Origin of the sequence: Polaribacter sp. MED152, from assembly GCF_000152945.2 — a bacterium.
In the GTDB taxonomy this organism is placed as follows: Bacteria; Bacteroidota; Bacteroidia; order Flavobacteriales; family Flavobacteriaceae; genus Polaribacter.
Genome location: NC_020830.1, coordinates 2,112,896 through 2,124,972 on the forward strand (window position 1 = coordinate 2,112,896; position 12,077 = coordinate 2,124,972).

General features: G+C 29.8%; 13 protein-coding genes. 9 read left to right on the forward strand and 4 right to left on the reverse strand.

What is annotated here, in order from left to right; genetic code table 11:
- Positions 1–23: 23 nt before the first annotated feature.
- Positions 24–1,436: an ATP-binding protein gene (locus MED152_RS09390; RefSeq protein ID WP_015481633.1), complete on the forward strand. Its 1,413-nt coding sequence runs from the start codon at positions 24–26 to the stop codon at positions 1,434–1,436.
- Between the two features lie 33 nt (positions 1,437–1,469).
- Positions 1,470–2,252: an enoyl-CoA hydratase/isomerase family protein gene (locus tag MED152_RS09395; RefSeq protein WP_015481634.1), complete on the forward strand. Its 783-nt coding sequence runs from the start codon at positions 1,470–1,472 to the stop codon at positions 2,250–2,252.
- Between the two features lie 55 nt (positions 2,253–2,307).
- On the opposite strand, the gene MED152_RS09400 is transcribed toward MED152_RS09395, so the two are convergent.
- Positions 2,308–2,889, reverse strand: a complete 582-nt coding sequence (locus MED152_RS09400) for a hypothetical protein (protein ID WP_015481635.1) — start codon at positions 2,887–2,889, stop codon at positions 2,308–2,310.
- A 297-nt stretch (positions 2,890–3,186) separates the two neighbouring features.
- Here MED152_RS09400 and MED152_RS09405 point away from each other — a divergent pair, with 297 nt between their 5' ends.
- Both MED152_RS09405 and MED152_RS09410 read left to right on the forward strand, forming a co-directional pair.
- Positions 3,187–4,059, forward strand: a complete 873-nt coding sequence (locus tag MED152_RS09405; RefSeq protein ID WP_015481636.1) for an AraC family transcriptional regulator — start codon at positions 3,187–3,189, stop codon at positions 4,057–4,059.
- Positions 4,060–4,062: 3 nt separating this feature from the next.
- The gene (locus MED152_RS09410; protein ID WP_015481637.1) at positions 4,063–4,248 is read left to right on the forward strand and encodes a hypothetical protein; all 186 of its coding nucleotides are present in this window, start codon (positions 4,063–4,065) and stop codon (positions 4,246–4,248) included.
- Here the strand turns inward: MED152_RS09410 and MED152_RS09415 are convergent.
- The 3 genes from MED152_RS09415 to MED152_RS09425 form a co-directional block, all read right to left on the reverse strand.
- The gene (locus MED152_RS09415; RefSeq protein ID WP_015481638.1) at positions 4,245–4,910 is read right to left on the reverse strand and encodes an HD domain-containing protein; all 666 of its coding nucleotides are present in this window, start codon (positions 4,908–4,910) and stop codon (positions 4,245–4,247) included. The two genes, MED152_RS09410 and MED152_RS09415, sit on opposite strands and share 4 nt — an antisense overlap.
- Before the next feature lie 2 nt (positions 4,911–4,912).
- A complete protein-coding gene (locus MED152_RS09420; protein ID WP_015481639.1) occupies positions 4,913–5,152 on the reverse strand; it encodes a hypothetical protein in 240 nt (79 codons plus the stop codon).
- A 72-nt stretch (positions 5,153–5,224) separates the two neighbouring features.
- Positions 5,225–5,635 (reverse strand): BrxA/BrxB family bacilliredoxin, encoded by a 411-nt coding sequence (locus MED152_RS09425; RefSeq protein WP_015481640.1) that lies wholly within the window; start codon positions 5,633–5,635, stop codon positions 5,225–5,227.
- A 158-nt stretch (positions 5,636–5,793) separates the two neighbouring features.
- Here MED152_RS09425 and MED152_RS09430 point away from each other — a divergent pair, with 158 nt between their 5' ends.
- The 5 genes from MED152_RS09430 to MED152_RS09450 all read left to right on the forward strand — a co-directional run bounded on the left by MED152_RS09430 (position 5,794) and on the right by MED152_RS09450 (position 12,003).
- Positions 5,794–6,558 (forward strand): TerB family tellurite resistance protein, encoded by a 765-nt coding sequence (locus MED152_RS09430; RefSeq protein WP_015481641.1) that lies wholly within the window; start codon positions 5,794–5,796, stop codon positions 6,556–6,558.
- Positions 6,559–6,784: 226 nt separating this feature from the next.
- Complete coding sequence (ileS, locus tag MED152_RS09435) at positions 6,785–10,258, forward strand: isoleucine--tRNA ligase (protein ID WP_148284812.1); 3,474 nt, start codon at positions 6,785–6,787, stop codon at positions 10,256–10,258.
- 4 nt (positions 10,259–10,262) lie between these two features.
- Complete coding sequence (locus tag MED152_RS09440; protein ID WP_015481643.1) at positions 10,263–10,640, forward strand: TraR/DksA C4-type zinc finger protein; 378 nt, start codon at positions 10,263–10,265, stop codon at positions 10,638–10,640.
- A 46-nt stretch (positions 10,641–10,686) separates the two neighbouring features.
- Positions 10,687–11,331, forward strand: coding sequence for a hypothetical protein (locus MED152_RS09445; RefSeq protein WP_015481644.1), 645 nt, complete (start codon positions 10,687–10,689; stop codon positions 11,329–11,331).
- Between the two features lie 42 nt (positions 11,332–11,373).
- Entirely contained in the window at positions 11,374–12,003 is a 630-nt protein-coding gene (locus MED152_RS09450; RefSeq protein WP_015481645.1) for a lipoprotein signal peptidase, read from the forward strand.
- The last annotated feature ends 74 nt before the right edge of the window (positions 12,004–12,077 follow it).

A 12,077-nucleotide genomic window follows, 5' to 3' on the forward strand; every position in this document is an offset into this window, starting at 1 on the left:
TAAAAATACGTATTTTCTTAAGTATGATACTTTTGGTGCTTTTAGCATCAATCTTAATATTAGTAGTTACAGTAATTCAATATGATGAGCAAACAAAAGACTACAATATAAAACGTTTTGAGCGTAAAGAGGCTACTACATTAGAAACCATAAATTTAGAACTTACCAACAAAACTACTTACCCAGTTAATACAGAGAACTTAGCAAAGATTTTTCAAGATCGTATTTACGAAATATCTTCTATCAACAAATTAAATGTTTCCATTTTTGATTTGCATGGTAATTTGTTGGTTTCATCAAAAAAGAATGCTTTTGAAACCATTAAAACAAAACCATTAACTTATGATGTATTAAACAAACTTTCTCAAAATTCGAGTAATAGAATTCTATTGCCTTTAGTAATGGAGGATGGTATGGGTTATGAAACTTCGTATACATACATAAACGACCCAAAATTTAAAAGAATCGGAATTGTAGAACTACAATTTACACAAGACAATACAGAAATAGAAGAAGAATTAGAGGAGTTTATTCAAAGACTGAGTCTAGTTTATATTTTAATGTTTTTTATAGCAATTGCACTGGCTTATTTTTTATCAAGTTACATTACAAGATCTATACAAACCATTTCTGATAAAATGCAGCAGACTCGTTTAAATGAGAGAAACGAAAAAATAATGTTGGGGTCAGCTAGTTCAGAAATTGAGGTTTTGGTAGATGCTTATAATAGCATGATAGATCAGTTAGAGGAAAGTGCAGCTAAATTAGCCAGGAGCGAGCGTGAGCAAGCATGGAGAGAAATGGCAAAGCAGGTAGCTCATGAGATAAAAAATCCGTTAACTCCTATGAGACTTTCTGTGCAAAGTTTTGAACGTAAGTTTAATCCTGATGATGAAAATATCAAAGAAAAATTGGCAGAATATAGCCAAACACTTATTCAGCAAATAGATGTTATGAGTTCTATTGCCTCTGCATTTTCGGATTTTGCGAAAATGCCAAGTCAGAAAAGAGAACGAATAAATGTAGTAAGTGTTGTAAAGTTGGCTTTAGATATTTTTAATGAAGATTCTATTAGGTATTTGCCAAGTGAAGATGAAATTTACGCAAACCTAGATAAAACACAATTAATTAGAATTGTAAATAATCTGGTTAAAAATGCAACACAAGCAACAGATAAAGAAGAAAATCCGTTAATAGAAGTTAAAGTTATTTCTGATAATAAAAATGTAACTATTTTAGTATCTGATAATGGTAAAGGAATTCCTGAAGAGGTAAAAGACCTAATTTTTGAACCAAAATTTACAACAAAAACAAGTGGTATGGGTCTTGGTTTAGGTATGATAAAAAACATCATAGAAGCCTATGATGGTTCAATTTCATTTACCTCGAGAGTAGGGGAAGGTACTGTGTTTACAGTAATTTTGCCTAAAGAATAAAAATAATCAAAAGAATAATTTAAAATATATAAAATGAGTTTCAACAACATTTTAGTAGATAAAAATGATGCTTTAGCACAAGTTACTATCAATAGGCCAAAAAAGTTAAATGCGCTTAATAAAGAAACTATTACAGAATTAAGTAATGCTTTTACAGAATTAGAAAACGACGAAGCTATTAGAGTTATAATTTTAACAGGTTCTGGAGAGAAAGCATTTGTAGCAGGTGCAGATATTTCTGAGTTTGCCAATTTTTCTGTAGAAGAAGGTGGAGCATTAGCAAGAAAGGGTCAAGAAATATTATTCAATTTAGTAGAAAACTTATCAAAACCAGTAATTGCTGCTGTTAATGGTTTTGCTTTAGGAGGTGGTTTAGAATTGGCCATGTCTTGTCATTTTAGAGTAGCCTCAGACAATGCTAAAATGGGTTTACCTGAAGTATCTTTAGGAGTAATTCCTGGTTATGGAGGCACGCAACGTTTATCTCAATTAGTGGGTAAAGGTAAAGCTATGGAAATGGTTATGACTGCTGGAATGATTCCTGCTGATGAAGCATTTACTTTAGGTTTGGTAAACCATGTAACCACTCAAGAAGAATTGTTGCCTTTAGCCAATAAATTGGCCAGTAAAATTTTAAGAAACTCTTCAGTAGCTATTTCAGGAGCTATTAAAGCTATTAACGCCAATTACAAAGAAGGCGTAAATGGTTATGATGTAGAAATAGAAGAATTTGGTAATTGCTTTGGTACCGAAGATTTTAAGGAAGGTACAACTGCATTTTTAGAAAAAAGAAAGCCTAATTTTCCAAACAAATAGATAAAAAAAAACGAGCCTTTTTAGGCTCGTTCTTCTTTTGGCGAAAAGTAGAAAATTAGATTTTAAACTGGTTGGTATAACTTCTATTATTATTTCTAATAATTACTTTATACTCTCCTTTTTGTTCGCTGTCTAATTTGTAAACTCGGTTTAAAATTGTTTCAGAAACAACAGTTTCAGAAAGAATTACTTCATCATTAAAGAATAAAGTAACTTGTAAAGGCTTTTTATCAAAAGCTATTTTGCTAATCATTAAAGTGTTTGCTTCGTTTCTGACAACTGGCTTAAAGATTTTTCTTTCTGATGCTTCATCAAAAATAATTTCAGTTTCGTTTACTTTAACAGACTTAATAATAATTTCAAAATCTTTTTCTAATTCTAAAGTATAATTTCCATTTTTTAATTTAGAAAAATCAAATATTTTTACTAAATCACCTTTCTTTTCAACTTCTTCAGTATGTAAAATTACACCTGCACTGTTTTTGATAATTAATTGATGACCTTTCTTAGCATCTTTAAATGCAACCTTAATTTTCTTTGCATCTAAGTTAGTTTCTAAATTCGTGTTGTTTGCGTAGTTTACCAATGTTCCCAACATAAAAACTACTACTAGTACTCTTGTTTTAATTGACTTCATAACTTATTGTATTTAGTTAAATTGTTTTAATTCTATTTTGTAAACATTTAATTATTAGAATATTAATATCTAATTTTTGAAATGCTTTTTAATTTTTATAAATACAGTTTTAATTTTTGTTGTATTTATTTTTGTGCAAAGTTACAGGTGAAATACAGTCTGAAAAACAACAGAATTGGCTATTTTATATGCTAAATTAACAAAATAGACTATGTTAATTAGATGTTAAGTTAATTTAGCATAGAATATTGATAATTTTATATAGATAGTCTTATTTATGTGTTGTATTTTTGCATCATGATACAGAAGAAACCAACATTAGAAAAAATTACGCCCAATTTTGGTAGTTCATTGTTGGTAAAAAAACATGAGGAGTTCTTAAAGACCAATGTTCCTTTTTGGCATTTTCATCCAGAGATTGAGCTGGTATATGTTAATAAGGGAAAAGGGAAAAGACATATTGGTAATCATTTAAGTTACTTTAATAATAGTCAGTTAGTATTAATAGGTTCTAATTTGCCACATATTGGGTATATAGATCGTTTAACTACAAATGGTTCAGAAACATTAATTCAGTTTTTACCAGATTTTTTAGGAAAAGACTTTTTTAAGATTCCAGAGATGGCTGCTATTGATGCTCTTTTTGAGCGCGCAAAAAAAGGAATTCGTTTTAACATCGAAATAAAGCAAAGAATTGGTGCTAAAATTGAAAAGCTGGTTGAGTTAGAAGGTGCAACAAGAATTACCTCTTTTATAGAAATCTTAAATGATTTAGCAACCACAGACGATTATACGTTGTTAAATGCTAATGGTTATGCTTTTGAAAGCACACATCAAGACAGTGATAAAATAGAAATGGTGTACAAACACATCAACAAAAATTTTAAGGAACACATTAGTTTAGATGAAATTGCAGAACTTGTAAGTATGACAGTGCCTGCTTTTTGCAGATATTTTAAAAAGACAACAGGTAAAACCTTTACAAAATTGGTTAACGAGTATAGAGTAGTACATGCAACAAAATTATTAGCAGAAAGTAATATGAGTATTACAGATGTAAGTTTTGAGTGTGGTTTTAATAATTTTTCTCATTTCAATAAACTATTTAAAGAGTTTACAGGTAAAAGTGCCTCTATTTATAGAAGTGAAATGAAAGACTTAATACAATAAATAATGGCCTTATCTTCAGAAAAAAATATTAAAAAAGCCTTAGAGTACTATACTTTTAAAAGTAGAGAACTTAAAGCATTTATTAATGATAACAACAATTTAACTGTAGAGCAAATTATAGAATCTGGTAAAGAACTAGAAATCTTAGAATATAAAATTACAGCCTTAGAGGTAGTAGAAGAAAATTAAAGTTCTAATTTACCATTCCACTCATTATAGAATTGTTTTAAAAATCCTTCCATATATTGATGTCTGTTTTCTGCAATTTTTTTGCCAGTTTCAGTATTCATTTCGTCTTTTAAAAGCAATAACTTTTCGTAAAAATGATTGATTGTTGGGGCTTTAGAATTTTTATACTCTTCTTTGGTCATATTTAAATTTGGCTGTATTTGAGGATCATACAATGCTCTATTTTTAAAGCCACCGTAATTAAAACAACGTGCAATACCTATAGCACCAATAGCATCTAGCCTGTCTGCATCTTGCACAACCTGTAATTCTTTAGAATTAAACTGGTTTTTATTGTGCTCTAAAGAATTTTTAAAAGAGATGTTTTTAATAATATTAACTACATGTATGCCAATTTCTTTAGGTACTTTTTGTTCAATTAAAAATTTAGTGGCTTTCTTAGGGCCTAGTTTTTCATTTCCATTATGAAACTTAGGATCTGCAATATCATGTAATAAAGCAGCTAAAGAAACTACAAGCACATTTACTTTTTCATCTTGTGCAATTAACAAAGTATTTCTAAAAACACGCTCTATATGAAACCAATCATGGCCACCTTCTGCATCTTTTAGTTCTTCTTTTACAAATTCGATGGTATTTTGTATAACTTCTTCTTGATTCATTTTTAATTTCTTAAGCGTAGTTCTTTTTTAATTTTTGTAAACTCAAAGTACATTACAAAAAACATTGGAGCAAAGAATAAAGGTAAAAAGGTATGAAAGGTAATACCTCTGTCTGCAGTAGAAAAAACAGCAAAAATGATCATTAGAAAAACTAAAAAGCCCTGAATAAATAAAATTGCTCTTTGTTTTTTTAATTTCTTTTCTAGTTCAGGTTTTGTGTAAGTAGAATATTGAGAAGCCATAATTTATTTGATAAAAATACAAAATCCACTTTATAGAAAGTGGATTTTGATTTGTTTCTTAATACGTAAAGATTAACAGTGCTCTTCGTAAGCAGCAGCTAAATTTTGTGCAATCATTTGTGCAGAACGTCCTTCAATATGATGTCTTTCTAACATGTGCACCAAATTACCATCTTTAAATAAGGCAATTGCAGGTGATGAAGGTGGAAAAGGAATCATAAATTCTCTTGCTTTTTGAGTAGATTCTTTTTCTACACCAGCAAAAACTGTAGTTAAATTGGTTGGTGTTTTGTCTGCACCTAAAGAAGCAATTGCTCCTGGTCTAGCAGTACCAGCTGCACAACCACAAACAGAGTTTACCATTACTAAAGTAGTACCTTCTTTAGACATTGCGTTTTCAACATCTTCACTTGTATATAATGCTTCAAAACCAGCGTTAATTAACTCATCACGCATTGGTTTTACTAATTCTTCTGGATACATAATTAATTATTTAGGTTGCAAATATAATCAATATTAAAGCAAAATTCAACTTCAAAATAATTCTTCTGACTATGTGTTTATCAATTAAATTGATGCTTAAAATTACCAACAATAATCCTAACGTTTGTTTATATTTGAAGCTAAATTTTAAAAAGAAGATGAGTAATTTTTCTAAGTGGTTAGGAGCAGGTTTAGGTTTTACTTTAGGAGGCCCAATAGGTGCAGCAATTGGTTTTGCAATTGGTAGCTTTGTAGATGGTTTTACATTAGACGAATTTAAGCAAGAACAAATAGATTACAACAGAGATCGTAAACCAAAAGGTAATTTTAGAAGGGCCAATACACAATCTGGAGATTTTGAAATGAGTCTTTTAGTCTTAGCTTCTATTGTTATAAAATCTGATGGAAAAATAGATAAACGCGAATTAGATTTTGTTCGCAGTCAATTCTTAAAAATGTATGGTAAACAAAGAGCAAATAATGCTTTTAAATTGTTTAAAGGAATTGTAAAAAAGCAAATTTCTGCACGTCAGGTTTGTATACAAATTAGAGAACACATGTCTCATTCTGCACGTTTGCAATTGTTACACTTTTTATTTGGTATTGCTAAAGCAGATGAATTTGTAACCGAAAAAGAGGTAGAAGAAATACGCAAAATTGCTGGCTATTTATACATTAATCAAAGTGATTATGAATCTATCAAAGCCATGTTTTATAACGAATCTGATAATGCTTATAAAATTTTAGAAATTACTAAAAACGCAACAAATGATGAGGTTAAATCTGCCTACAGAAAGATGGTAAAAAAATACCATCCAGATAAAGTACAAGATTTGGGTGAAGAACATATAAAAGGTGCAAAAGAAAAATTTCAAAGCATACAAACAGCCTACGAAAACATTAAAAGTGAACGTGGAATGTAACCTATAATTTATTACGAAAAAGTTAAAGATTTCTATTAAAATAAGTAAACTTTAATTTTAAGTAACCACACTTAAAAATTACTAGAAAATCCTTAATTTCGCAGTCTCATTAAAAATGAGCCTAAATGAAAGCGAAAACTTTAATTTTTAGAGCTTTATGATGATCACATTGTAAGTTTCTAAAATGATAAAAGTTGAAAGCGCATCATGAATTAAAATAAAAAAAATCCAGATGAAATTTCCTGAATACAAAGGACTAGATTTACCAAAAGTAGCAGAAGAAATCTTAAATTCTTGGCAAGAGAATAATATATTCGAAAAAAGTATTACATCTAGAGAAGGTGCAGAACCTTTTATATTTTTTGAAGGTCCACCATCAGCAAATGGTTTACCAGGAGTTCACCATGTTTTGGCAAGAGCTATTAAAGATATTTTTCCTAGATATAAAACCATGAAAGGTTTTCAGGTTAAAAGAAAAGCTGGTTGGGATACTCATGGTTTACCTATAGAACTTGGTGTAGAGAAAGAATTAGGAATTACTAAAGAAGATATTGGTAAAAAAATATCTGTAGAAGATTATAATGCAGCTTGTAGAAAAGCGGTTATGAGATATACAGATATCTGGAACGATTTAACTCAGAAAATGGGGTATTGGGTAGATATGGAAGACCCATACATTACCTATGAACCAAAATATATGGAATCTGTTTGGTGGTTGTTAAAACAGATTTATAACAAAGAATTAATCTACAAAGGGTATACAATTCAGCCTTATTCACCAAAAGCAGGTACAGGTTTAAGTTCTCACGAATTAAATCAGCCAGGTACTTACCAAGATGTTACAGATACAACTGTTGTTGCACAGTTTAAAGCTATAAATGATACTCTACCAGATTTTTTACAAAACGAAGGTGATATCAATTTTATAGCTTGGACAACCACACCTTGGACATTACCAAGTAATACAGCATTAACTGTTGGCCCAAAAATAGACTATGTTCTTGTAGATACGTTTAATCAATATACATTTGAACCTGTAAAAGTAGTGTTGGCTAAAAATTTAATTAGCAAGCAATTTGGAGGTAAAAATGCATTTGAAGTAGAAAACAGAGAAGCATTACAAGACTACAATAAAGGCGATAAAAAAATACCATATTTTGTTGTAAAAGAATTTATTGGTAAAGATTTAGTAGGTATAAAATACAAGCAATTGTTAGATTATGCTTTGCCAAATGATAATCCTCAAGATGCGTTTAGAGTAATTTCTGGAGATTTTGTTACCACAGAAGATGGTACAGGAATTGTACATACAGCACCAACTTTTGGAGCAGATGATGCTTTGGTTTCTAAGCAAGCATCACCAGAAATTCCACCATTATTGGTAAAAGACGAGAATGATAATTTAGTTCCGTTAGTAGATTTACAAGGTAAATTTAGACCAGAAGTAAAAGATGATGTTTATGGTTTTGCAAATGAATATGTAAAGTCTGAATATTTAACGGAAGATGATCTTGCAGAAGAATTAAAAGTACAGCAAGAAAAGTTAAAAGATGTACTAAAAAATCAGAAGCAGTATTTATCTGTAGATGAACGTTTAGGTCTTAAATTAAAGAACGAAAACAAAGCGTTTAAAGTAGAAAAATACAAGCACAGTTACCCAAATTGTTGGAGAACAGACAAGCCAATTTTATATTATCCATTAGATTCTTGGTTTATCAAAATTACTGATGTAAAAGATAGAATGCACGAACTAAATAAAACCATAAACTGGAAACCAGAATCTACAGGAACTGGTCGTTTTGGAAATTGGTTGGCAAACGCAAACGATTGGAATTTATCTAGATCTCGTTATTGGGGAATTCCATTACCAATTTGGAGAACAGAAGATGGTAAAGAAGAAATCTGTATAGGTTCTGTAGAAGAACTAAAATCAGAAATGGCAAAAGCTATAAAAGCTGGAGTTTTAGATAAAGATATTTTTGAAGATTTCGAAGTAGGTAACATGTCTGATGAAAATTATGCGAAAATAGATTTGCATAAAAATATTGTAGATGATATTACACTAGTTTCAGCTACAGGTAAACCTATGAAACGTGAATCTGACTTAATAGATGTTTGGTTCGATTCTGGTTCTATGCCTTATGCTCAATGGCATTATCCATTTCAAAATAAAGAATTGGTAGATACTACTTGGAGAAAGGCAGATTTTATTGCAGAAGGTGTAGATCAAACACGTGGTTGGTTCTATACTTTACATGCAATTGCCACTATGATTTTTGATGATGTTGCTTATAAAAATGTGGTGTCTAATGGTTTAGTGTTAGATAAAAACGGTCATAAAATGTCTAAACGTTTAGGCAATGCAGCAGATCCGTTTACAACTTTATCCACTTATGGTGCAGATGCCACAAGATGGTATATGATTTCTAATGCCAATCCTTGGGATAATTTAAAATTCGATTTAGAAGGTATAGAAGAAGTAAAACGTAAGTTTTTTGGAACATTATACAACACCTATTCTTTCTTTAGTTTATATACCAATATTGATGGTTTTGCATATAAAGAAGCAGATATTGCTTTAAACGAAAGACCAGAATTAGATAGATGGATTTTATCTGAATTACATACTTTAATTAATAAAGTAGATAAATTTTATTCAGATTATGAGCCAACAAGAGCTGCAAGAGCAATATCAGATTTTACTCAAGAATACTTAAGTAACTGGTATGTACGTTTAAGTAGAAGACGTTTTTGGAAAGGTACTTACGAAACAGATAAAATTTCTGCTTACCAAACTTTGTATACGTGTATGACGACTGTTGCAAAATTAGCAGCACCAATTGCTCCGTTTTTTATGGATCGCTTGTATCAAGATTTAAATTCGGTAACGCAAAAAGAGCAATCAGAAAGCATACATTTATCAGATTTCCCTAAGTTCGATGAAAGCTTCGTTGATAAAAGTTTAGAGCGTAAAATGGAAAACGCACAAACAATATCATCTTTAGTATTATCACTTAGAGCAAAAGAAAAGATAAAAGTTCGTCAGCCATTGCAAAAAATTATGATTCCTGTTGATAATGCTCAGCAGAAAGAAGAAATTTTAGCAGTAGAAAACTTAATAAAACACGAAGTAAATATTAAACAAATTCAGTTAATGGAAGACGCTTCAGATATTTTAATCAAACAAATCAAACCTAATTTTAAAGCATTGGGCCCTAAGTTTGGTAAAGACATGCGTTTTATAGCAGCTGAAGTTCAGAAGTTTACTCAAGAAGATATTAACAAAATAGAAAAAGATAAAAACATTTCTATAGAACTTAATGGTAAAAATATTATTTTAGAAGCCTCAGATGTAGAAATTTCATCTAAGGATATAGAAGGTTGGTTGGTAGCGAACGAAGGTTCATTAACAGTTGCATTAGATGTTACCATAACTGAAGATTTGCGTAAAGAAGGTGTAGCAAGAGAACTGGTAAACAGAATTCAAAATGCACGTAAAGATGCAGGTCTAGAAGTAACAGATAAAATAAAACTAACAGTTTTAAATTTCGATAATTTACAACAATCTATAACTGATAATAAAGACTACATTATGAGTGAGACATTAACCCAAGAATTGGTTTTTGTAGATGAGTTAGAAGAAGGTACAAACATTGAGTTTGATGCCATTGAAAGTAAAATATTAATCGAAAAAATTTAGAAACATGCCAGATGTTAAAGTAAAATATTCTGAAGAAGATCTTAAAGAATTTAAAGCAATCATCGAGAAGAAAATTGCAAGAGCAAATGAAGATTTAGAGTTGTTGAGAGCAGCTTATAAAAATGATGCAAATAATGGTACAGATGATACTTTATCATCATTCAAATCTTTTGATGAAGGTTCTGATGTTATGAATAAAGAAGCAAATGTACAATTGGCAATAAGACAAGAAAAATTTATTAGAGATTTAAAAAACGCATTGTTGAGAATCGAAAACGGAACTTATGGTGTTTGTAGAGTTACTGGTAAATTAATTCAGAAAGAGCGTTTAAAATTAGTACCACATGCTACTTTAAGTATTGAGGCTAAAAGAGCTCAGTAATAATTACTAAAAAATTTATAAAGCTTCTTTTAAAGAAGCTTTTTTTATGAAAAATATTTTCCTACTCCTTTTAATAAGTTTAACTACTGTGATGTTTTCGCAGAAAAAAGTGATGAAAAAACTGCAAACAAATGCAGCAGAAATTACTGTTTACACAAAAGGATTGGACAATATTATACTCGAAAATTCATCTACAGAATTTATAGAAGTAATTTTAGAAGCAAAAAGTTACGATGAACAGCTTATTAAAATTACTGCAGATGATAAAACTGTAGCCGTTAATTTTGATTTTGAAGGCACAGAAACTAGAGAAGTAATCTTTAGAAAGTTTATAACAAAACGCTTGCAAAGAGCTACAGCAATAGTAAAAATACCAAAAGGTAAAAAAGTATATATATTTGGTGAAAATGTAGATGTAGAAAGCAAAAGTTTGCAAAATGATTTAGCAGTTTATTTAGACAATGGTATTGTAAAACTAAATACTGTAAAAGCTAACTTAATTTTAAAACTGTATTCAGGAAATGTTTATGCCAATTTAAAATACACAAATTATAAGGTATTTTCTAAGTCTGGAAAAATTATGGTTGATGGTGTAAAAAAAGAAAAAGAGTATGCAAAGGTTGTAAATACATCTCAAGATGAAACTACAATAAACTCTTTAAAAGCTAATATTTTCTTATCCACACAATAAACATAATAATATTACTATTTTTGTGACTTTAAAAATAATAAAATGTCTAAAAAAGCACTAGCTATTCTTACTATTCTAATTGCGATTATATTAGATCAAGTTATTAAAATCTACGTAAAAACTAATTTTATTTTAGGAGAAGAGGTTTTAGTTTTCGATTGGTTTCGAATTCATTTTGTAGAGAATAATGGTATGGCTATGGGTTTTGAATTTGGTGGTAAAACAGGTAAGCTGTTTTTAACCTTATTTAGAATTTTTGCTGTAGGTTTAATTATTTATTGGCTATCTAATAATATTAAAAGAAAAGTACACAATGCAGTAATTATTGGTATTGCTTTAATATTTTCAGGTGCTGTAGGTAATATTATAGATTCTATTTTTTACGGTGTTATTTTCGATCATCCAAAGCATAGTGTAGCTACATTATTTCCAGAAACTACAGATGGTGAGTTTTTTTACGGGAAAGTGGTAGATATGTTCTACTTTCCAATTTGGGAGGGTGTTTTACCAGATTGGATTCCTTTTGTTGGTGGAGAAATGTACACCTTCTTTCAATACATTTTTAACCCAGCAGATTCTTACATAACTATTGGAGTTGCTTTATTATTTATTTTTAGCAAACAAGCGTTTCCTAAAGAAGATAAAAAAGAAAAGCAAGCTGTAGAAGCATAATATATTTTCTATTTTTTAATATTTAGTACCAATAAATAAAAGCGCAAATTTGCCTGTTTAATTCTACATAAAAG

Excerpts from the sequence above, each read along its gene's own strand:
- MED152_RS09410 (WP_015481637.1), top strand. The coding sequence starts at position 4,063 with ATGGCCTTATCTTCAGAAAAAAATATTAAAAAAGCCTTAGAGTACTAT.
- MED152_RS09390 (WP_015481633.1), top strand. The coding sequence starts at position 24 with ATGATACTTTTGGTGCTTTTAGCATCAATCTTAATATTAGTAGTTACA.
- MED152_RS09420 (WP_015481639.1), bottom strand. The coding sequence starts at position 5,152 with ATGGCTTCTCAATATTCTACTTACACAAAACCTGAACTAGAAAAGAAA.
- MED152_RS09415 (WP_015481638.1), bottom strand. The coding sequence starts at position 4,910 with ATGAATCAAGAAGAAGTTATACAAAATACCATCGAATTTGTAAAAGAA.
- MED152_RS09405 (WP_015481636.1), top strand. The coding sequence starts at position 3,187 with ATGATACAGAAGAAACCAACATTAGAAAAAATTACGCCCAATTTTGGT.
- MED152_RS09430 (WP_015481641.1), top strand. The coding sequence starts at position 5,794 with ATGAGTAATTTTTCTAAGTGGTTAGGAGCAGGTTTAGGTTTTACTTTA.
- MED152_RS09445 (WP_015481644.1), top strand. The coding sequence starts at position 10,687 with ATGAAAAATATTTTCCTACTCCTTTTAATAAGTTTAACTACTGTGATG.
- MED152_RS09440 (WP_015481643.1), top strand. The coding sequence starts at position 10,263 with ATGCCAGATGTTAAAGTAAAATATTCTGAAGAAGATCTTAAAGAATTT.
- MED152_RS09450 (WP_015481645.1), top strand. The coding sequence starts at position 11,374 with ATGTCTAAAAAAGCACTAGCTATTCTTACTATTCTAATTGCGATTATA.
- MED152_RS09425 (WP_015481640.1), bottom strand. The coding sequence starts at position 5,635 with ATGTATCCAGAAGAATTAGTAAAACCAATGCGTGATGAGTTAATTAAC.
- MED152_RS09395 (WP_015481634.1), top strand. The coding sequence starts at position 1,470 with ATGAGTTTCAACAACATTTTAGTAGATAAAAATGATGCTTTAGCACAA.
- MED152_RS09400 (WP_015481635.1), bottom strand. The coding sequence starts at position 2,889 with ATGAAGTCAATTAAAACAAGAGTACTAGTAGTAGTTTTTATGTTGGGA.